Genomic DNA, 19535 nt, shown 5'->3' on the forward strand with positions numbered 1-19535 from the left:
AATCCGCCATGGACATGAACCAGCCGATCGGCGCGACGCCCCTCGACGGCAAGCCGGACGGGCTCGTCGGCCGCCCCATCGACCGCATCGACGGGCGCCTCAAGGTGACGGGCCGCGCGCCCTACGCCTACGAGACCCGCGACCTCAAGAACCCGGCCTACGGCTTCCTCGTCGAGGCCGGCATCGCCAAGGGGCGCATCCGCAGCCTGGATGTCTCCGCGGCCAAGCGCGCGCCGGGCGTGCTCCTCGTGATGACCCACGAGAACGTGCCGGAGCAGGGCGAGAAGAAGGAGCAGGTCTACCCACAATTGCAGGGCACCGAGATCCGCTTCCACGGCCAGCCCATCGCCTTCGTCGTCGCGCAGAGCTTCGAACAGGCCCGCGCAGCGGCCGCCCTCGTGCGGGCCGAGTACGATGTACAGACGCCCGAGGCCTCGCTGAAGGCGGCCCGGCCCACGGCCGTCGAGCCGAAGCCGGCGCAGACGCCGCCCGATTCCAAGATCGGCGATTTCGACGGCGCCTTCGCCAGCGCCCCGGTGAAGCTCGACGTGGAATACACCACGCCCGTGCAGATCCACGCGCAGATGGAGCCGCACGCCACCATCGCCTCCTGGGAGGCGGGGCCGGATGGCGAGCGGGTGACGCTCTACACTGCCAACCAGATGCTCAACCGCGGCCAGACCTCGCTCGCTTCGGTCCTGAAGCTGAAGCCCGAGAATGTGCGGCTCGTCTCGCACTATATCGGCGGCGGCTTCGGCTCGAAGCTTCAGCCGCAGCCCGAGGCGATCCTGTCCGCGCTGGCCTCGAAGAGCCTCAAGCGCCCGGTGAAGGTCGCGCTGACCCGCCAGCAGGAATTCCACGTCGCGACCCACCGCACCGACACGATCCAGCGCATTCGGCTCGGCGCCGACGAGAACGGCCGGCTCACCGCGATCGCCCACGAGTCGTGGTCGGCGACCGCGCCGGGCGACGTCTTCTACGAGACCTCCGCCGTCGTCACCCGCTCGCTCTACGCGGCGCAGAACCGCCTGACCCGGCACCGGCTCGCCAACCTCAACGTGCCGATCGCCTCGGCCATGCGGGCACCGGGCGAGGCGGTCGGCCAGCTCGCTTTTGAGTGCGCCATGGACGAGCTGGCCGAGCAGCTGAAGATCGACCCGATCGAGCTGCGCATCCGCAACGAGCCGGAGCAGGACCCGGAGAAGAAGGTCCCCTTCTCCACCCGCCAGCTCGTCGCCTGCATGCGCGAGGGGGCGCAACGCTTCGGCTGGGACAAGCGCGGCGCGACCGGCGCGACCCGCGACGGGCAGTGGCTCGTCGGCATGGGCATGGCGGCGGCCTCGCGGCTCAACCCGCTGATGCCCTCGCAGGCCGGCGTGCGCCTCAACCCCGACGGCACGCTGACCGTGCGGATGGCGATGACCGATATCGGCACCGGTACCTACACCATCCTGGCCCAAATCGCGGGCGAGATGATGGGCCTGCCGATCGAGCGCATCCACGTCGAGATCGGCGACACCGCCTATCCGAAGGCGGCCGGCTCCGGCGGTTCGTTCGGCGCGGGCTCGGCCGGCTCGGCGCTCTACGTCGCCTGCGACAACCTCCGGCAGTCGCTGCTGCAATCGGCGGGCATGGCGCCCGAGGGCGCCGTGTTCTCGGAAGGGCGCGTGACTTCCGGCAACCGCTCGGAGGCGCTGACCGATCTGGCCGGAGCGCAGGGCGTCGAGGCCAAGGGCGAGATCAAGCCCGGCGCGATGAAGGAGAAGTACTCGCAGCACTCCTTCGGTGCGCATTTCGCGGAAGTCGGCGTCGATGCCGACACCGGCGAGATCCGGCTGCGGCGGATGCTCGGCGTGTTCACCGGCGGGCGCATCCTCAACCAGAAGACCGCCCGCTCCCAGGCGCTCGGCGGGATGATCTTCGGCATCGGCGCCGCCCTGATGGAGGCGGCCGAGACCGACACCCGCTACGGCTACTTCGTGAACCACGATTTGGCCGAGTACCATGTGCCGGCCCATGCCGACGTGCCGGCCATCGATGCGATGTTCCTGCCCGAACTCGATGACAAGGCGAACCCGCTGAAGAGCAAGGGGCTCGGCGAGGTCAGCATCTGCGGCGCCGGGGCGGCGCTCGCCAATGCCGTCTACAACGCCACCGGCCTGCGCATCCGCGACTACCCGCTGACGCTCGACAAGGTGCTCGACGGCTGGAACGAGCGGGAGGGCGCGGCCCAGCGCCGGACCTGAGTCTTTTGGCTTACTGAGACACAGGCGGCACCCGGATTGCAGATCGTGATCCGGGTGCCCACCTCGAACGGAAACGTCCCATCGACCCATCCCCCAGGCCGATTCGGGTTAGAACGAAGTCCTCACCCATGACCCGTTTTCCGATCCTCAGCGCGCTCGTCCTCGGCGGCCTCACCCTTGCCGGCACCGCGACGGCGCAGGCCTTCCCGAACGACGAGGCGTCGGTGCGGTACCGGCAGCTGATCCAGCAGCTTCCACCCTCCGAGCGTCCGCGCCCGCACGATCCGCGCTGGACCACGAACGGGCTCAGCCCCAGCGTCGGCCGCTTCGGCCTGCCCCTCTCCGGCCCGGCCGCCCGCGGCGGGATGACGGCCATTCGCTGAGCGCTCAGACAGACACGGGCGCGCCGACGCGCGGCCGGTGACTGGATTGCGTCGCCGACCCTTGCGATGACGGTGCGGAACCGCTCATCCGGGAAGGGGCTGTGAGGCGATGGACACCAAGCAGGACACGGTCGCCGCGCCGCCGAACCTGTTGGAGCGCCTGTTCAAGCTCCGCGCGCACGGCACAACGGTCCGCACCGAACTGCTTGCGGGGCTGACCACCTTCCTCACCATGGCCTACATCGTCTTCGTCAATCCGAGCATCCTCGCCGATGCCGGCATGCCGAAGGGCTCGGTCTTCGTCGCGACCTGCCTCATCGCCGCGCTCGGCTCAGCCGTGATGGCGTTCGTCGCCAACTGGCCGGTGGCGCTGGCGCCGGGGATGGGGCTCAACGCCTACTTCGCCTACGTCGTCGTGCAGGGCATGGGCTATACTTGGCAGGCGGCGCTCGGGGCGGTGTTCATCTCCGGCCTCTGCTTCCTCGCCGTGACGCTGACGGGCCTGCGCGGGATCATCGTCGCGGGCATCCCGCGCTCCATGCGCATCGCACTCACCGTCGGCATCGGCCTGTTCCTGGCGATCATTGCGCTCAAGAACGCGGGCGTGGTGGCCGCCAACCCCGCCACCTTCGTGACGCTGGGCGATCTGCGCCAGCCCGGCACGGTGCTGGCCGTGCTCGGCTTCCTGATGGTGGCGGTGCTCTCGGCGCGGCGGATCAAGGCGGCGCTGCTCCTCACCATCCTGACGGTGACGGGCCTGAGCTTCGTCTTTGCCGGCAACGCCTTCCAGGGCATCGTCTCGGCGCCGCCCTCGCTGAGCCCGACGCTGTTCGCCCTCGATATCCCCGGCGCGCTGACCGGGGGACTCGTCAACGTCATCCTCGTGCTGTTCCTGGTCGAGCTGTTCGATGCCACCGGCACGCTGATGGCGGTGGCCAACCGCGCGGGTCTCCTGCCGGAGACAGGCCGCTCGGCCGCGCTCGACCGGGCGCTGATGGCCGATTCCGCGGCGATCTTCGCCGGCTCGCTGCTCGGCACGTCGAGCACCACCGCCTATCTCGAGAGCGCCGCCGGGGTGGAGGAGGGCGGGCGCACCGGGCTCACCGCCGCGACCGTGGCCGTGCTGTTCCTGGCCTGCCTGTTCTTCGCGCCGCTCGCCGGCTCGGTGCCCGCCTACGCCACGGCGCCGGCCCTGTTCTACGTCGCCTGCCTGATGCTGCGCGACCTCACCGCGCTCGATTGGGACGACCTCACCGAGGTGATCCCGGCCTGCGTCACCGCGCTGCTGATGCCCTTCACCTACTCCATCGCCAACGGTGTCGCCTTCGGCTTCATCACCTACGCAGTCCTCAAAGGCCTGACCGGGCGCGCCCGCGAGGTGAAGCCGGTGGTGTGGGTGATCGCGGCCGTGTTCCTGTTCAAATTCGTCGAGAGCGGCGGCGCGCACTGATCTTTGCGCGCGCCGGACGGCGTTTCTCAAGAGCAGGACGGTATCCGCGCGGCCGGCGGCACGATCTGTCCACGATCCGTCAATGAATTCCCGCCACGATCGGCCCCATCCACGCCCGCCGGGCCCGGCCTTGGATACCGGCCATGATCAAGCACACCGGCATCGCGATCCTTCTGAGCCTCAGCGGTTTCGCCCTGGGCAGCGTCATCGCGCGGGTGACGGAACAGGCAGGCGCCCCCGCGGCCGGGACGACGGCGACGCCGCCGGCCCTGCGCCACATCTCGCAGCTTCCGCCGCCCGCCGCCGGGAAGCCCGCGGCCCGCTCAGGCCGCTGAGCGCGCGGGCAGGGCCTGCGCCGCCAGAGCGCCATGCGCCTCGGCGAGGATCGCGTAGGAGGCGAGCCGCGCGTCGTGGTCGTAGAGGGCCGAGGCCACCATCACCTCGTCGGCGCCGGTCTCGGCCACCAGCGCCTCCAGCCCGGCGCGGACGGTCTCGCGCGAGCCCACCAGCGCACGCGCCAGCATCCGCGAGGCCTGCGCCTTCTCCGCCGGGCGCCAATACGCCTCGATGTCGTCGATCGGCGGGGGCAGGAGGCCGCGGGTGCCGCGCACCAGCCGGGTGAATTGCTGCTGCACCGTGGTGAACAGGCGCCGCGCCTCCGCATCGGTCTCCGCCGCGACGACGTTGACGCCGACCATGGCGTAGGGCCGCTGCAACTGCTCGGACGGCTGGAAGCGGGCGCGGTAGGCCGCGAGCGCCGGCAGCAGCGCATCGGGCGCGAAATGCGAGGCGAAGGCGTAGGGCAGGCCGAGCATGCCGGCGAGCTCCGCCCCGAACAGGCTCGAGCCGAGGATCCACAGCGGCACCTTCAGCCCCGTTCCGGGCACTGCCTGAACCGACTGCCCCTCCCGCACCGGGCCGAACAGAGCCTGCAATTCGAGCACGTCCTGGGGAAAGCGCTCCGCCGACTCGTAGTCGCGGCGCAGCGCCCGCAGCGTCAGCCCGTCCGTGCCCGGCGCCCGGCCGAGCCCGAGATCGATCCGGCCCGGATACAGCGATTCCAGCGTGCCGAACTGCTCGGCGATCACCAGCGGCGCGTGGTTGGGCAGCATGATCCCGCCCGCGCCGACTCGGATGCGATCCGTGCCTGCCGCCACATGGCCGATCACCACCGCCGTGGCGGCGCTGGCGATGCCGACCATGTTGTGGTGCTCGGCGAGCCAGAAGCGGCGGTAGCCGAGTTCCTCCGCGTGCCGGGCGAGGCTGACGCTGTTGGCGAGCGCCTGCCGCGGCGTAGCGCCCTCCGGGATGAAGGCGAGATCGAGGACGGAGAGGGGAGGCAGAGAGGAAGACATCAGCAAGCCGCGCACCTTCGTTTCACGCCCGTGGGGGCGGAAAAAACTGTTTCCCCTCGAAGCGGACAGATCGTGTGCAGGACGCCCCGGCGCAAGGAACGGGACCGCGCAAGGCCGCCGCTGCCGGAGGCTGGCGCGAGGGCGGACCGAGAGGGCGGATAAGGGAAAGAAAGGGGCTTGCGCGCGGCCCGCGAACCGTCCTAGCCTCTCTTCATCGGCGCTGCGGCGCCGCCCTGAGACAAGGAGGTTGGCCATGAAACTTCACGGCATCAACGGCTCCCCCACGCGCACCGCCGACGCGGATCAGGACACGCCACCCAACCAAGATCGGCAGGGATAGTGGCTCCCTAAACGCTGCGACAGGTCGAGTTCCCCCGCCAGTCCGAGGGCGAGGCGGCAGCTCCCATCGCGCGAGAGAGCGTGGCCCCTGCAAAAACCCGTCGGCGAAAGCCGGCGGGTTTTTTTGTGCCTGAACGGAGCGCCTGCCCAATCGGCTGGCAGGCAAGCGAAATTTCCACCACATCGCGTTGTCATCCGCATCACGGCTCAAGGCTTGCACGAGTACGCTCCGAACGCTGCTCGGAGACCGGCACCGGATGCCTCTCTTTCATTTCGAGCTATGCCGGAACGGCCAGACGGTCGGCCGGACGGAGACGCGCGACTGCCCGGATTGCGGCATGGCCTTCCGCGCCGCCCGCGACATGATCCGCACGTTGCGCGAGGGCGAGACCCTGCCCGACGGCGCCCGCGAGCACACCCTGCGGGTCAGCTACGTCGATCACTCGACGCTGTTCGACCTGCCGTTCAACCTCGGGATCTGAGCCTATTCGACCGGACGATCCGACATCACCATCGTTTTCACGAGAGGCCGCCGACCTCGATCCGACCTAAACTGCTTGTATCCAAGCGCCCGAGGATGAGGGCGACGAGGGGAGGTGAGGATCAAGACCCAATCAGCTTGACCGTTCGAAGGACGGCTTGCGACCCCAGTCGGACCTTCGAGCAGCCACATCCCAATGTCTGGAGCGGATGGAAATCGGAACCTATGAGTTGAGTTTCGGGCGAGACTTTCGCGCCTTCCAAGTGCCTGATTGGCAACGCCTACCGCGAGCCATCCGGAAATCTTGAATTATGAAGTTTTGGCCTAGTTGCGCCGCGCCGCTGGTGCATCAGCTTTGTCGGTCAGGTGTGAGTGCTGCGTGCGCGTTGGGACGAGTTTTGACCAATGGCACGCGCAAAAAAGGCCGGGCAGTCGGCCCGGCCTGATTGGGGCACGACGTGGCGTAGCTCAGGTACGCTTGCTCATGTTGCCGCCGCTCATACCCTCGCAGCAGCAACCACCCTTCTTGCCCTTCTGGGCGTGGTTCATCGCCATGGTGCCTTTCCCGCACATCATCGCGCCCTTGCCCTTGCTGCCACCGCAGCAGCTCATGGCGAGAGCAGGAGCAGCGCTCAGCAGTAGCAAGGCTGTCGCGCTTGCAATCAGGTTCTTCATGGCTTGGTGTCCTCCGCAGGATGCTGCGTGATTGTGACCCTTCCCATAGGGGGAAGGTCAAGCGCTTGCCTACCGCTTCACAAAACCGAGGTCGGTCGCCACCGCCTTCAGGCTCTCCGGCTCCCGCTCTTTCCGCTCGCTGTAGCGATCCACTAGGTAGTTCGCTCGCTCGCGGGTCAGCAGCGTGAACTTTATCAGCTCCTCGCAGACATCCACCACCCGGTCAGAGCAGCCTCGGCCTCTTGCGGCCGGCTTCGTCGAACTCCTTGTAGGCCATCGTCACCGAAGCCTGATTCGGGGTGGCAATCATCCGCCTCCGGCGCCCGAGCACGCGCAGGCTGTTCACGGCGTTGAAGTTCTGCGAGCCGCTGGACACCCGCATCACGGCGAGGGTGCGCCCTTGCGTCGGGCGCACGCTGCCCTCGCTAAGCGGCAGCCAGTCAATTTGGCTCTTCATCACGCCAGTCAGGTTGCCGTGCCGGTCGGGGCTGACCCGCACCTGCCCCTCGGACCAAATCGAGAGGGCGCGCAGCTCCTGCACCTTCGGGTGGTCGGCAGTTGTGTCGTCGGGCAAGGGTAGCCCGTGAGCGTCGTAGATGCGCACCTCTCCGCCCATGGCTTCCAAGAGCCGCGCCGCCTCGTAGGCCAGGAAGCGGCTGAACGACCGCTCCCGCAGCGAGCCGTAGAGGATCAGAAACCGTGGCGCGTGTACGAACCGCTGCGACAGGCCCAAGTGCGCGCTGCTCGGCACCCGCTAGTTATATCTCCATGCCTCGTCCGCTTCGGTTCCTGATCCGGACTTTTCCCCTCACATCCAACCAACTCCTGGTTTCCGCCCTCAGCATCCTGTCATGCAGTCAGGCTGATGGGGTTCGGCCCCTCGTATCCGGAGAGGTGAAGCGATCACCCCTTCCAGTTCTTCAGCGCGGCGAACGGGCTGCCGGACAGGTCCGGGGGCGGGGGGTTGAGCACCGGTTCGACCTGGGCGACCGCGTCCTCGCGGGAATGCGCGCTGCCCTGGGGCAGCTTGCCACCGGCCGCGTCGCGGTGGCCGCCGCCGCGGAAGGCGCGGGCGCCGTCGAGCGCCGTGCCGTCGATGGAGCGGAACGAGAGCGTGCCCGCCCGCTGCACGTTGACGACCCGCTTGGCCCGGCCCGCCTCCATCACCTGATCGGAGACCCGCTGGAAGGTGCCGGAATCGAGGCCGAAGGAGAGCAGCGTGCCGTCCGACAGGCGGTGGAACAGCGCGTCCGAGCGGGCGAGCGCCCGGGCGAGGCGCTGGCGCGCGGTCAAGGTCGGATCGTCGCCGGCCTCACCGGCAAGGAGGCCATCGACGAGGCGGGCGCGCAACTCGCCCGAGCGGCGCTCCAGCTCCGCCGGAGTGGAGCCCGCCCGCAGCAGGCCGGCCGCCGCCATCAGCAGATCGGAGACGAAGCGGTCGTGCCAGGGGTGGCTCGCCGGCACCAGGGTCGAGACGCTGTCCCAGAACATCTCGTCGAGGGCGAGACCGCCGGCGAAGGCGGGCTCGCCCTTCTTCCACAGGTCGAGCGCCTCGACCGACTCGATCAGCGCCGCGAGGTCGGCCGCCGCCGTCTCTCCGGGCACCTTCGCCTCGGGCGCGTAGAGGGCGCGCTGGTCATAGGCCATCCGCGTCGCGCAATGCGCCTCGTCGATGAGCACGAACACCTCCGCGTCGCCGAGATCCGCCCGCAGCAGCCCGGCGCGCTCCGGATCGGGCGCGGTCTCCAGGTTCTGGCGCTTGAGCTGATCGATCGAGGAGGCGTGGTGATCGAGCACGACGAGGCGGTGATGCGTGCCCTCCACCCGGCCGCGGTTCATCGCGGCGAAGCGGCGCAGGAAGGCGATGGTCGGCTCCTCCAGCCCGAGATCGGTCATCAGCAGCGTCTCGGAGGCCGGTGCGCCGCGCAGGCGCTTCAGCTCGTCCTCCACCACCGGGCCGACATCGGAATAGCGGGCGACATGCACCACCCGCGACACGTCCGCAAAGGCGGCGGCCACCGTCGAGGCGCCGTAGCCGTCGAGGTCGTGGTGGGTGATCTGCGTGACAATCATCGGCAGAATCATCGTCTCAAGGCTGGACAGGAGGCTCGCGGGACGCGAGACGGCGGGCGCCGCTGACGCGGCGTGCGAGATCGCAAGCCTCTTACGCCGGCCGGACCCGGAAGGTCCACGGGCCTTCGTCGAGTCCGGGCTCGGTGCCGTCTTCTCCGCGGCGCATCGCCCGGAAACGGAAATGGCGGCAGACGTGCAGCGAAGACTCGGGCAAAGCCGGCAACCTTAACGCCCGGTTCAGGCGTTGAGATCCTATCTGCGACCGTTCTTCACCCCGAGAACGCTCCGAGACGAACAGTGCCTCACCGAACGCCCGGTCTGCGATCGTCTCCCCTCCGGGCCCGACGGCGCAGCGGGCGTTTCGTGGAAGACGCGATGACTTTGAGACGATGACCGTGAGAGCCGACGAGGGAATGACGCATCCGACCGACCTTTCGACCCGCGATGCGGGTCCGGCGCCGATCGACCGCCGCCGGCTCCTCGGCGGGGTCGCGGCCGGCGCCGCCCTGGCCCTGCTGCCCGGCCGGGTGGAGGCGCAGGCGGCGCCGCCGGCCCTGCCCGCGGCGGGCTCGCCCTTCTCGGATGCCACCGTGCCCGACCTCGCCCGGGCGCTCGGCAACCGGCCCTTCGTGGCCCAGACCGCGAACGACGTCCCCGACGCGCTCAAGAACCTGCCGCGGGAAGCCTACGAGGCGATCCGCATCCGGCCCGAGGCGCTGATCTGGGGCGGCGAGCCGCACGGTTTCGCGGTCGAGCCGCTGCCGCGCGGCTTCTACTTCACCGACCGGGTCGCCCTGTTCCTCGTCGAGGACGGCGTGGTCCGCCCCGTCGTCTACGACCGCACGCATTACGATGCGGGCACGGAGGCGGGTGCGGCAGCCCTGCCGGAATCCGGGCGCGAGCCGGGCTTTTCCGGCCTGCGCATCCGCGCGCGCTTCGGCGAGCGGCACCAGGATTTTGCGGTGTTCCAGGGCGCCTGCTTCTACCGGCTGGTGGGGCAGGGCCAGGAATTCGGCGTCGATGGCCGCGCGCTGATGCTGCGCCCGGCCGACCCGCGCGGCGAGGAATTCCCCCGCTGGCGCGCCCTGTTCGTGGAGCGCCCGAAGACGCCCGACGGCCCGCTGGTGATCCACGCCCTGCTCGATTCCGATTCGCTCGCCGCCGCCCTGCGCCTGGAGCTGCGCCCCGGCGAGACCTCGACCGCGGCGATCACCGCCACCCTGGTCACCCGCAAGGCCGTCGATCACCTCGGGCTCAGCGGCATGCAGGCACCGTTCCTGTTCGGCCCGCACGACCGGCGCGGCGCGGACGATGCCCGGGCCGCGGTCTATGCCGCGGGCGGCCTGCAGATCCGCAACGGCGGCGGGGAGGCGATCTGGCGCCCGGTGCGCAACCCGGAGACGCTCCAGATCTCGGGCTTCCTCGACAACCGCCCGCAGGGCTTCGGCCTGACGCAACGGGACCGTTCGTTCACGACCTTCGAGGATGACGGCCGCCACTGGGAGCGCTGCCCCTCGCTCTGGGTCGAGCCGGGCGAGGCCACCGGCGCCGCCGAGGCAGGCGCCGAGGGCCTGTGGGGGGAGGGCGCCGTGACGCTCCTCGAAATCCCGAGCGATTCGGAAGTCAACGAGAACGTCATCGCCTATTGGCGGCCGAAGGCGGCCCTGCCCGCGGGCCAGGAGGTCCGCATCGCCTACCGGCAGAACTGGGGCCGCGAGCCAGCCTCGGCATCGCCGCAGGGCAGCCCGCTCGCGCGGGTCACGAGCACCCGCAGCGGCCGCGGCACCGCCAATCCCCGGCGCCTGTTCCTCGTCGACTTCACCGGCGACGGGCTGTTCACCGCCGAGGGCGCCCTCGTGCCCGTCGAGACCGTGCTGATCGCCGGCCCCGGCCGGATCGTCGAGGGCGCGACCCGCTGGATCGCCCATCCGGAGACCCGCACCGTCCGCGTCGCCTTCGAGCTCGATCCGGGCAGCGAGCGGGCCTGCGAGTTGCGCCTTGCCCTGAAGACGGAAGGGCGACAGATCACGGAAACGTGGCTGTACCGCTGGACGCCGTAATCCCTTGCGGGCGCCTTCGCAGCCCGTTGCCGACCCATTGCCGGAGCGACGATGCCCGACACCGCCGATAGCGCCTCGACCGTGATGGACCGCCCCGTGGCGCACCAGGCCGAGGCGCGGACCGAGCCGGCCTCCAAGCCGGCCTCCATGCCGCCGCGCGCCCCCCTGGCGATGCCGGTGCAGGATCTGCGCACCCGGCCCGCGACGCGCCGCGACGGCGGCGGCGGGCCGCTGGCGGCACGCCTGTTCGTGTTCGGCGGGGCGGCGGCCCTCACCGCCTACGGCGCGTGGCAGATGTACGAGGTGATTTCGGTCTCCGGCGGCGCGACCTGGCTTCAGTACGTGCTGCTGGTGCTGTTCGTCCTGAACTTCTCGTGGATCGCGCTGGCCTTCACCGGGGCACTCCTCGGCTTCGCGACGCTGCTGCTGCGGGACAAGGCAGCGCCGCGTCCGGCGAGCCTTTCCACCCGCACCGCCATCGTCATGCCGGTCTACAACGAGGGCAGCGCCCGGGTCTTCGCCGGGCTCCAGGCGATGCACGAGGAGGTCGAGGCCACCGGTCTCGGGCGCCATTTCGACTGGTTCGTGCTCTCCGATTCGACCCAAGCCGATGCCTGGGTCGCCGAGGAGCGCGCGCTCCTCGATCTGCGCGCGGAACTCGGCCCCGAGGCCCGGCTCTACTATCGCCACCGGGCAAAGAACCATCACCGCAAGGCCGGCAATATCGGCGACTTCGTCACCGGCTGGGGTGCCGCCTACGACCACATGCTGGTGCTCGACGCGGACAGCCTGCTCACCGGCGACTGCATCGTGCGGCTCGCCGCCGCGATGGAGGCCGACCCGCAAGCCGGCATCATCCAGAGCCTGCCGCTCATCATCAACCGCAACACCCTGTTCGCCCGGCTCCAGCAATTCGCCGCGCGCATCTACGGCCCCGTCATCGCCACCGGCCTCTCGGTCTGGTCGGGCCGCGACGGCAATTACTGGGGCCACAACGCGATCATCCGGATGCAGGCCTTCGCCGAGGCTGCCGGCCTGCCGGACCTGAAGGGCCGCCCACCCTTCGGCGGCCACATCCTCAGCCACGACTTCGTCGAGGCGGCGCTGATCCGCCGGGCCGGCTGGGGCGTCACCATGCTGCCGCGGCTGGAGGGCTCCTACGAGGAGAGCCCGCCCTCGCTGATCGATCTCTCCGTGCGCGACCGGCGCTGGGCGCAGGGCAACCTCCAGCATGCCCGCGTCATCGGTGCGGCAGGCCTCGCGCCGGCCTCGCGCCAGCATTTCGCCACGGGCATCGCCGGCTACGTCGCCTCGCCGCTCTGGCTCGCCCAGCTGGTGATCGGCATCATCATCGTGCTGCAGACCGCCTGGGTCCGCCCGGAATACTTCTCCGCCGAGTTCGGCCTCTATCCGGTCTGGCCGCGCTTCGACCCGGTGCGCGCGCTCCAGCTCTTCGCCCTGACCATGGGCATCCTGCTCGCCCCGAAGTTTCTGGGCCTGATCCTGGCGCTTCTGGACGCCGAGACCCGGCGGGCCAGCGGCGGCGCGGGACGGCTGACCCTGTCCTTCCTGATCGAGATCCTGCTCTCGGCGCTGATCGCGCCGATCGCGATGCTGGTCCAGTCGGGCTCGGTGTTCCAGATCCTGGCCGGGCGCGACACCGGCTGGAACCCGCAGCGCCGCGACGACGGCTCGATCCCCCTCTCGGACATCGTGCGCCGCCACCGCTGGCACACCGGCCTCGGCCTCGTCACCGGCGTCGCGGCCTTTGCCATCGCCACCTCCCTGTTCCTATGGATGTCGCCGACGATCCTCGGCCTCGTGCTGGCGATCCCGCTCTCCTGGGCGAGTGGGCAACTGGCGCTCGGGCTCGCGCTGAAGCACCGCGGCCTGCTGGTGACGCCGGAGGAGCACGCCCAGCCGTCCATCGCCCGCCGCGCCGGCGAACTCGCCCGCCGCAACGAGGCCCGCGGCTTCGACGACACCGACGCGCTCGCCGCGCTCCACGCCGACCCGACCCTCGCCCGCGCCCACGCAGCGATGCTGCCCGAAGGCACGCCCCGGCCGCGCGGGACGATCGACGCCGACCACACGCTCGCCCGCGCCAAGATCGTAGAGGCCGAAACCCTGACCGAGGCGCAGGCCTGGCTCACCCCGAAGGAGCGCTTCGCCCTCCTCCACGATCGCGCCCTCCTCGACCAGCTCACCCGCCTGCAGCCAGCCTGAGCCCGGCTCTCCGCCCTGCGCACCGGCGCCTCGCGCGCCGCCCCGATCCCGCGCATCGCACATTGACGCTGATCCCCAGGGGGCCATAGACAAGCCTGTGACGCCACGGCGCGCATGATCGCGCGCCTTCGCGGACGGGGAAGGGTGGCCGAGTGGTTTAAGGCAGCGGTCTTGAAAACCGCCGTGGGGGCAACTCCACCGTGGGTTCGAATCCCACCCCTTCCGCCAGACCGTCTCTAAGCCCTTGGTACAGCGAGAATCGTTGACTTTAAAAGGGTTGGCAGGCACCTGTGCTACAGGTCCTTGCTACAGGTGACCCTTTCAGATGGGCCTTGAAACCCGCCTCGTTCGCCGCCCCAACGGCACCTACTCATTCCGCGCTTGGGTGCCTCCCGAGCTGCGTGAGGTGATCCCTGGTGGGCGCAGCGGGCAGAAGTGGATTGCCCTCGGGACATCCGACAGGGCCGAAGCGGTGCGCCGAGCGCGCCTCAAGTCCGTGGAGTTTGACCGGCAGTTGGACGCTGCACGCCGCCTCATGGACGGTCCGTCGCACGAGCTTTCCGTAGCGGAGGCTGAGAGGCTCGCCTCGATCTGGCTGGCATGGGTGCTGGAGGAGGATGAGGAAACCCGCCGCGAAGGGCTCTCGGAGCGCGCGTTCCGGCAGAAGGTCGAAGCCGCAGACATCCTCGACATGGGCGGTGGTGCCGCCCTCGCGCGTGGCGACCAAAACCTCATGGCCTTCGAGATGGAGGAGGTGCTCCACTCTCAGGGCATCAGCGTGCGCCCTGGGACGGAGGCGTGGAGCCGCCTCTCCTACGCAATGCTCAAGGCCCAGAAACGCTTCGCTAAAGCCCTACAGGAGCGTAATGCGGGTGAGGTGGTCGATACCCCGGCACTGCCCATAGCGGCCTCTACGCCACGCTCCTGCACCGTCGAGGAACTCATCACAGCCTATCTGGCGGACCCAACCAGAAGCCGCACACCGGGGACGCTGAAGACCTACCAGACCGTCTTCAGGGCCATGAGGGAGCTGCTTGGCTCTGAGACCCCCGTGGACAGCATCCACCGCATGGACTGCGAGCGCATCCGCAACGTCATCATGCGGTTGCCCCGGAACGCCACGCAGCGGTTCCCGAAACTGTCCCTTGAGGATGCCGCTAAGGTGGCCGATGCGGAGAAGCTGGAGCGCATCGGGGTCGCAGCGGTCAACAACTACCTCCACAACCTCTCGGCCCTGTTCAAGTGGGGCGTGAAGAACTGGAGGGTGGTCCGCAACCCGGCCGAGGGGCTGGCTCTGCCTGATGACCGGGACCGGCGCGACCTACGCCAGCCGTTCAGCACGGAGCAGCTCCAGGCCATCTTCAACGCCCCGCTCTATACGGGCTGTCAGGACGATGAGGAGGGCTACGCCAAGCCCGGCCCGAACGTGATCCGTCGTGGGCGCTTTTGGGTGCCTCTCCTGTCGCTCTGGACGGGGATGCGGCTGGGCGAGTGTTGCCAGCTCCGCGTGGACGATGTGGCCGAGCTTGAGGGCGTACCGGTCATTCTCATTGATGATGCGGGCGAGCCCGGAGCGGACGATGCGGATAAAAAGCGGGTGAAGACCGAGGCCGGTAAGCGGTTCGTGCCGGTCCACCCCGAACTTCAGCGCATCGGGTTCCTGGCGTTCGCTGAGGAGATGCGGGGGAGGGGAGAGAAGCGCCTGTTCCCTGAGTTGAAGCCTGACAGCCTGGGCTACCTCTCAGGCCCCTTCTCGAAGTGGTTCAACGAAAAGCGCCGCTTCCTCGGGAAGCTCGACATGAAGGTGAAAGGGGTCTCCTTCCACAGCTTCCGGCACAATTATCGAGACGCGCGGAGAGAGGCTGAGATTGGCCTTGAACGGGTCCATGCGCTGGGCGGATGGCGTCGTGATAGCGACGGTGAGGAGGCCATCTACGGCAAGGGGCTCAAGGCCGCGACGCTGTACCGGGAGATTGAGAAGGTGCGCTATGCGAGCCTCTGCTTGAAGCATTTGCATACCATTTGAGCCCGATGCTCGGTCGCTCGTAATTGTTCAGGAGGTCAGATGGATTCCGAGCTAGTGCGGGCGCTGAAGCAGTTCAATCGGAAGGAGCGGTTTTGGCTTCTTTCTGACGCTATCGGCAAGACGTTCACATCGCTAAGCCCAGCCTTCCTGAGCAAGGTAGGGGATGAAATAGGAATTGTATTGCCACCAGATCCATGGCGGGCTTTCGACTACCATTTCGATTGGCTGCACGCCGTCCTAACGCTTGGCCCGGCATATAACCTGAACCCTTTGCCCGGCCCTGCCCTCAACAATCCTCCCATCGCTACAGGAGGCCAGGAAGATATCGACCTTCTGATTGCGTTCGACCAAACTATTGTCTTGATCGAAGCCAAATTATCCAGCTCTTGGACCAACAAGCAGATGGAGAGCAAATTCAGGAGGATGACATCACTGCCAACGCAGTATGTGCAGCCGCACTTCGTCCTTGCATCTCCAACGAAGCCGAAGCGCCTCAACCTCACAGGCGTACCATCTTGGGCTCTGAAAGCTCAAGATGAGACTGCACAGCTCGCCCACATCATACTGCCCGGCAGAGAGGACCAAGACAGTGCGCTCATGGTCAGTCGGTGTGACATGAACGGCGCCAAGAGTGCGCTCGGCGGGCACTGGAAGATATTTGAGGCGTAGCCGGCCTTGCCCCACCGCATCATCGTCAGCTCACAGCCTTGCTTCCCGGCCAAGACCACGGGGGCCATCTGGTCGGGGAAGATGCCGGGCATGGGAGGTAGGTTGCCGGCGCTGTCGCGGCTCACGTCGAACCACCGCCGGATTTCGTCCTGGGGGCGATTGAAGCTGTAAAGGTTGCACATGGGGCCAGCCTAGCGGGTCAAATTCCCTGCGCGTGATCGGATGCGGCTGTCCGGCTATCTTCCGAACTTTCCTCGCCGCACCCCACATAATTTGCCCTGATGCACAACACGCCTAGTCGCTGGGACCGCAGCACCAGGGAGGTGATCCTATCAGCCAGAAGATGGCTACAGATTGCCAGCAAGCAGGAGGAAATTAAAATCCCACGCATATCCACGCTGGAGATCGTCAGCAGAGTCGATCACTCCAACTATTCTATTCTGAGAGCTTTTCAGCGGCCCTCCTGAAAATCCGACTTCCACATCATAATCAAACCGAATGCGAGCAGGATGAACTTCAGCAGTCGCTTTGAAGGTCTGCATCGGGCCGGGCCACGAATCACTACCATTTCCTGGGTATCCTTGGCCAACCACCTCATGCCCGGTCACCGCATTCCCAGCGTCAGCCTCAGTGAAAAGTCGATAATCGGGCGCAAGACTTGCCCATTGAGCCTCTGTGATGGGAACCGCAATCACATCCGGCTTGATTTGATTGTCCCCGATACGTGGAAGATGCCGAAAGCGTGGAGCGCCGCTTTCGAACAGCGCGACAGAGAAGGTGTTGGGCTCAGGAAGCACGACAAACATTCTGTCAGCCCATTTTAACCAATCCTCATGAGGCTTTGCGCCCAGACCAATATGCGCTGCGGTCACTATCCAGCGCCCATTCTTGCCTTGATATGCAAAACCCGAACCTACTTCCAACTCGTCGTTCTTCGACTTATTCGGGCAACAGAGAGAGATAGCATCCAGCATCTTATCACCTTCCATTCTCGTAGAGCCACTACTGCATCACAACACGATAGCCTTCACTATCGAAGCGAACCAATCTCCCAGAGCTCCGTTGACCCCTCGGAGGCCGCACCATGAAGAACCCCGCACTCAGCCTATGGCTTTCGTCCGTCAACGGAGCGCTCGTGACCTGACCGGCTGGCTTTGGACCGGGCCGATTGAGAGGATCAGCCAGGACCGAAGGGGTTGGACATGCGGCGAGGTCAGAAGACGAGCGCGGAGCAGGTGGTGCTGACGCTGCGCCAGATCGAGGTGCAGACCGCCCAGGGCAAGAGCTTGGCGCTGGCGTGCAAGGAGGCGGAGATCTCCGAGCAGAGCTATTACCGCTGGCGCAAGGAGTACGCCGGCCTCCAAGTCGATCAAGCCAGGAAGATGAAAGATCTGGAACGCGAGAACGCTCGGTTGCGCCGCCTCGTGGCCGATCGGTCCTTGGAGAAGCAGGTGCTGGCGGACGTCGCCTCGGGAAACTTGTAGCCCCCGAGCGACGCCGGCAGGCGGTCGACGGTATCCGAGCCAAGTACGGCCTCTCGGAACGTCACGCCTGCCGGATCGTCGGCCAGCATCGGGGTACGCAGCGCTACGTGCCCACCCTGCCGGCCGACGAGGATGCACTGACCCGAGCCATCGTCGCCTTAGCGTCCGAGTATGGGCGCTACGGCTACCGCCGCGTGACGGCTCTGCTGCAAGCAGACGGGTGGCGGGTGGGCAAGGATCGGGTTCAGCGCATCTGGCGTCGCGAGGGGCTGAAGGTCCCCAGCCGACATAGACCCCGCCGCAGCCGGCTCTGGTTGAACGACGGCTCGTGCGTGCGGCTGCGGCCGCTTCACCGCAACCACGTCTGGAGCTTCGACTTCGTGCAGGCACAGACCCATGACGGGCGCTCTCTACGCATCCTGACGCTGATCGACGAGCACAGCCGGGCGTGCCTGGCGTTGAAGGTGGCGCGGCGCATCAACAGCGTCGGCGTGATCGAGGCGCTAGCAGAGGCGATGTGCCTGCATGGCATTCCAGAGCACATCCGCTGCGACAACGGCCCTGAGATGATCTCGAAGGCGTTGCGCAAGTGGGTCGCAAAGACCGGATCGCAGATCCAGTACATCGCCCCGGGCTCGCCGTGGGAGAACGGGTACTGTGAGAGCTTCAACGGCAAGCTTCGTGACGAGTGCCTACGCCAGGGGATTTTCTACTCGCTGAGAGAAGCACAGGTCGTGATTGGCCTATGGCAGAACACATACAACCGTGTCCGGCCGCATTCGTCGCTGGGCTACCGGCCGCCCGCGCCTGTCAGCTTCCCGGATCGGGCCTACCGGCTACCCATGGCCACTACCATGCAGTAGCCTCCCATCTGGCCCGGTCCAAAATACCGGTCAGGTCAGTGCACAGCCGGCGCGACGGACGGGGCCGGGTCGGGCAGCCTCCCGTGCCGCTCGTAGAACCTGGCTTCGTCCAGACTCTTAAACCAGCGGCATCGCGCGATCGTCCAACCGGCGGCGCCGGTGCGGATCATGCGGCAGCGGTCGCAGGTGACGTGCTCCAAACTCCCCGTCGTTTTCGGGTCGTCGCAGACGATCATCGCTCCCCTCACTTCCCGCGCAGTCAGATCGGCACGCATTCGGCAGGGGTGCCGGCGATCGACGACGACGGAGCCGCCGATGTGGTCGAGGTGGATCTCGCGCTCGCACAGGGCGATGCAGCGACGCGGGTAGACGGTGAACATGGTGCCGGTGCAGTCGGCGCGAGAGGCGCCTGCGAGGCGGTGGACGCCGAACAGCGCTTCTGTGCTCCATCCGAGATCAGCAGCGGCCTCGCCCCAATCGTCGATGAAGGCGAGCATCGCCTTCCGCACCGAGCGCCACACGCCGGAGCGCCCGCTCGGACTCAGCTCGGTCCAGATCATGCCGGGGCAGGGCACCTGGTCGTCCGGCAGGCTGAGCACGCCGGCCCGCCATGACGCGACGAGGCGGGCGGGATCGGTGAGGGCGAGGGCGGCACTCACGCCGCCCGCTCCTTCTGCGCCGACGCCCTGGCATTGAGCCGGGCGTGGAGCTGGGCGAGCAAGCCGACGGCGACCTCGCGGAACCGGGCGCCATGCTCGTGCAGCGCGTCCTCTCGAGCGGCGGCGATCGCTTTGGGCGACGGGCGAGGGCGAGGGCGCCCAAGCTCCGTGTTGCCTCCCCGGTTCAGCCACACCGCCGCCGCGGCCTGGACCTTTGCCCGGTCGTCGTCCGACGGCAGCTCGTAAACCTCCGTCTCGAGGATCTGCCGGATGTGGACGAGCTTTGCCCGCAGCGGGATCAGGCCTTGGCGAGCCTCATCCGCGAACTGCGCCGGCGATTGGCGCCAAGCGGGGTCCCAGCGCAGGATCGTCGTCTTGTCACGGAAGCGGCTGGCGGCGGCCTGGATGACAGCCAGCGGGAGCCCTTCCAGCGCCTCGACGTATTCGGAAACGAGAAGCGCGTTCTCGGCGGTGCCACGGCTGTGCCCCTGCTCTAATCCGAGGAGAATGCGAGCGACCACCGTGTCGACGTGAGCCCGCACCCGG

16 protein-coding genes, 1 tRNA gene and 1 pseudogene are annotated in these 19535 nt (G+C 67.8%); 11 read left to right on the top strand and 7 right to left on the bottom strand.

Going from position 1 to position 19535, the window contains the following annotated elements; translation table 11 throughout:
- The first annotated feature begins 8 nt into the window (after window positions 1–8).
- The 4 genes from OVA30_RS14755 (at window position 9) to OVA30_RS14770 (ending at window position 4414) form a co-directional block, all read left to right on the top strand.
- Window positions 9–2246: a xanthine dehydrogenase family protein molybdopterin-binding subunit gene (locus tag OVA30_RS14755; protein WP_268175908.1), complete on the top strand. Its 2238-nt coding sequence runs from the start codon at window positions 9–11 to the stop codon at window positions 2244–2246.
- A 128-nt stretch (window positions 2247–2374) separates the two neighbouring features.
- Window positions 2375–2629 (top strand): hypothetical protein, encoded by a 255-nt coding sequence (locus OVA30_RS14760; RefSeq protein ID WP_076642614.1) that lies wholly within the window; start codon window positions 2375–2377, stop codon window positions 2627–2629.
- A 109-nt stretch (window positions 2630–2738) separates the two neighbouring features.
- A complete protein-coding gene (locus tag OVA30_RS14765) occupies window positions 2739–4079 on the top strand; it encodes an NCS2 family permease (protein WP_253387887.1) in 1341 nt (446 codons plus the stop codon).
- Between the two features lie 143 nt (window positions 4080–4222).
- Window positions 4223–4414, top strand: coding sequence for a hypothetical protein (locus tag OVA30_RS14770; protein WP_268175909.1), 192 nt, complete (start codon window positions 4223–4225; stop codon window positions 4412–4414).
- Here the strand turns inward: OVA30_RS14770 and OVA30_RS14775 are convergent.
- Window positions 4403–5434 (bottom strand): LLM class flavin-dependent oxidoreductase, encoded by a 1032-nt coding sequence (locus tag OVA30_RS14775; protein ID WP_268175910.1) that lies wholly within the window; start codon window positions 5432–5434, stop codon window positions 4403–4405. The genes OVA30_RS14770 and OVA30_RS14775 overlap by 12 nt on opposite strands.
- 596 nt (window positions 5435–6030) lie before the next feature.
- Between OVA30_RS14775 and OVA30_RS14780 the strand changes: the two genes are divergently transcribed.
- Window positions 6031–6255, top strand: coding sequence for a hypothetical protein (locus OVA30_RS14780; RefSeq protein ID WP_003607107.1), 225 nt, complete (start codon window positions 6031–6033; stop codon window positions 6253–6255).
- A 467-nt stretch (window positions 6256–6722) separates the two neighbouring features.
- Here the strand turns inward: OVA30_RS14780 and OVA30_RS14785 are convergent, their stop codons facing one another.
- The 3 genes and pseudogenes from OVA30_RS14785 to OVA30_RS14795 form a co-directional block, all read right to left on the bottom strand.
- Window positions 6723–6929: a hypothetical protein gene (locus OVA30_RS14785; protein ID WP_268175911.1), complete on the bottom strand. Its 207-nt coding sequence runs from the start codon at window positions 6927–6929 to the stop codon at window positions 6723–6725.
- Between the two features lie 69 nt (window positions 6930–6998).
- Window positions 6999–7680 (bottom strand): annotated as a pseudogene (gene arsH, locus OVA30_RS14790) (arsenical resistance protein ArsH).
- A 152-nt stretch (window positions 7681–7832) separates the two neighbouring features.
- Window positions 7833–9002, bottom strand: coding sequence for a dimethylmenaquinone methyltransferase (locus OVA30_RS14795; protein WP_268175912.1), 1170 nt, complete (start codon window positions 9000–9002; stop codon window positions 7833–7835).
- Window positions 9003–9415: 413 nt separating this feature from the next.
- Here OVA30_RS14795 and OVA30_RS14800 point away from each other — a divergent pair, with 413 nt between their 5' ends.
- The 5 genes from OVA30_RS14800 to OVA30_RS14820 all read left to right on the top strand — a co-directional run bounded on the left by OVA30_RS14800 (window position 9416) and on the right by OVA30_RS14820 (window position 15983).
- Window positions 9416–11062: a glucan biosynthesis protein D gene (locus tag OVA30_RS14800; RefSeq protein ID WP_268175913.1), complete on the top strand. Its 1647-nt coding sequence runs from the start codon at window positions 9416–9418 to the stop codon at window positions 11060–11062.
- A 51-nt stretch (window positions 11063–11113) separates the two neighbouring features.
- Window positions 11114–13288 (top strand): glucans biosynthesis glucosyltransferase MdoH, encoded by a 2175-nt coding sequence (gene mdoH, locus OVA30_RS14805; protein WP_268175914.1) that lies wholly within the window; start codon window positions 11114–11116, stop codon window positions 13286–13288.
- A gap of 138 nt (window positions 13289–13426) precedes the next feature.
- A tRNA-Ser gene (locus OVA30_RS14810) sits at window positions 13427–13516 on the top strand.
- A gap of 97 nt (window positions 13517–13613) precedes the next feature.
- Window positions 13614–15314, top strand: coding sequence for a site-specific integrase (locus tag OVA30_RS14815; protein WP_268175915.1), 1701 nt, complete (start codon window positions 13614–13616; stop codon window positions 15312–15314).
- A 39-nt stretch (window positions 15315–15353) separates the two neighbouring features.
- Complete coding sequence (locus OVA30_RS14820; protein ID WP_268177543.1) at window positions 15354–15983, top strand: hypothetical protein; 630 nt, start codon at window positions 15354–15356, stop codon at window positions 15981–15983.
- Between the two features lie 347 nt (window positions 15984–16330).
- On the opposite strand, the gene OVA30_RS14830 is transcribed toward OVA30_RS14820, so the two are convergent.
- Window positions 16331–16957 (bottom strand): trypsin-like peptidase domain-containing protein, encoded by a 627-nt coding sequence (locus tag OVA30_RS14830; protein WP_268175916.1) that lies wholly within the window; start codon window positions 16955–16957, stop codon window positions 16331–16333.
- 228 nt (window positions 16958–17185) lie between these two features.
- Between OVA30_RS14830 and OVA30_RS14835 the strand changes: the two genes are divergently transcribed.
- Window positions 17186–18330, top strand: a protein-coding gene (locus OVA30_RS14835; RefSeq protein WP_268175847.1) for an IS3 family transposase whose coding sequence is annotated in 2 segments (ribosomal slippage) — window positions 17186–17453 and window positions 17453–18330 — 1146 coding nt in all. Because the reading frame shifts where the segments join, the coding sequence is not laid out codon by codon here.
- A gap of 35 nt (window positions 18331–18365) precedes the next feature.
- On the opposite strand, the gene OVA30_RS14840 is transcribed toward OVA30_RS14835, so the two are convergent.
- Window positions 18366–18989, bottom strand: coding sequence for a hypothetical protein (locus OVA30_RS14840; protein ID WP_268175917.1), 624 nt, complete (start codon window positions 18987–18989; stop codon window positions 18366–18368).
- Complete coding sequence (locus tag OVA30_RS14845; protein ID WP_268175918.1) at window positions 18986–19531, bottom strand: hypothetical protein; 546 nt, start codon at window positions 19529–19531, stop codon at window positions 18986–18988. The genes OVA30_RS14840 and OVA30_RS14845 overlap by 4 nt, the downstream gene beginning before the upstream one ends.
- Window positions 19532–19535 lie beyond the last annotated feature (4 nt).

This window comes from Methylorubrum sp. SL192 (assembly GCF_026672325.1).
In the GTDB taxonomy this organism is placed as follows: domain Bacteria; phylum Pseudomonadota; class Alphaproteobacteria; order Rhizobiales; family Beijerinckiaceae; genus Methylobacterium; species Methylobacterium extorquens.

Coding starts and splice junctions, on each gene's coding strand:
- OVA30_RS14760 (WP_076642614.1), top strand. CDS start 2,375: ATGACCCGTTTTCCGATCCTCAGCGCGCTCGTCCTCGGCGGCCTCACC.
- OVA30_RS14785 (WP_268175911.1), bottom strand. CDS start 6,929: ATGAAGAACCTGATTGCAAGCGCGACAGCCTTGCTACTGCTGAGCGCT.
- mdoH (WP_268175914.1), top strand. CDS start 11,114: ATGCCCGACACCGCCGATAGCGCCTCGACCGTGATGGACCGCCCCGTG.
- OVA30_RS14800 (WP_268175913.1), top strand. CDS start 9,416: ATGACGCATCCGACCGACCTTTCGACCCGCGATGCGGGTCCGGCGCCG.
- OVA30_RS14775 (WP_268175910.1), bottom strand. CDS start 5,434: ATGTCTTCCTCTCTGCCTCCCCTCTCCGTCCTCGATCTCGCCTTCATC.
- OVA30_RS14815 (WP_268175915.1), top strand. CDS start 13,614: ATGGGCCTTGAAACCCGCCTCGTTCGCCGCCCCAACGGCACCTACTCA.
- OVA30_RS14820 (WP_268177543.1), top strand. CDS start 15,354: ATGGATTCCGAGCTAGTGCGGGCGCTGAAGCAGTTCAATCGGAAGGAG.
- OVA30_RS14770 (WP_268175909.1), top strand. CDS start 4,223: ATGATCAAGCACACCGGCATCGCGATCCTTCTGAGCCTCAGCGGTTTC.
- OVA30_RS14780 (WP_003607107.1), top strand. CDS start 6,031: ATGCCTCTCTTTCATTTCGAGCTATGCCGGAACGGCCAGACGGTCGGC.
- OVA30_RS14795 (WP_268175912.1), bottom strand. CDS start 9,002: ATGATTGTCACGCAGATCACCCACCACGACCTCGACGGCTACGGCGCC.
- OVA30_RS14765 (WP_253387887.1), top strand. CDS start 2,739: ATGGACACCAAGCAGGACACGGTCGCCGCGCCGCCGAACCTGTTGGAG.
- OVA30_RS14830 (WP_268175916.1), bottom strand. CDS start 16,957: ATGCTGGATGCTATCTCTCTCTGTTGCCCGAATAAGTCGAAGAACGAC.
- OVA30_RS14755 (WP_268175908.1), top strand. CDS start 9: ATGGACATGAACCAGCCGATCGGCGCGACGCCCCTCGACGGCAAGCCG.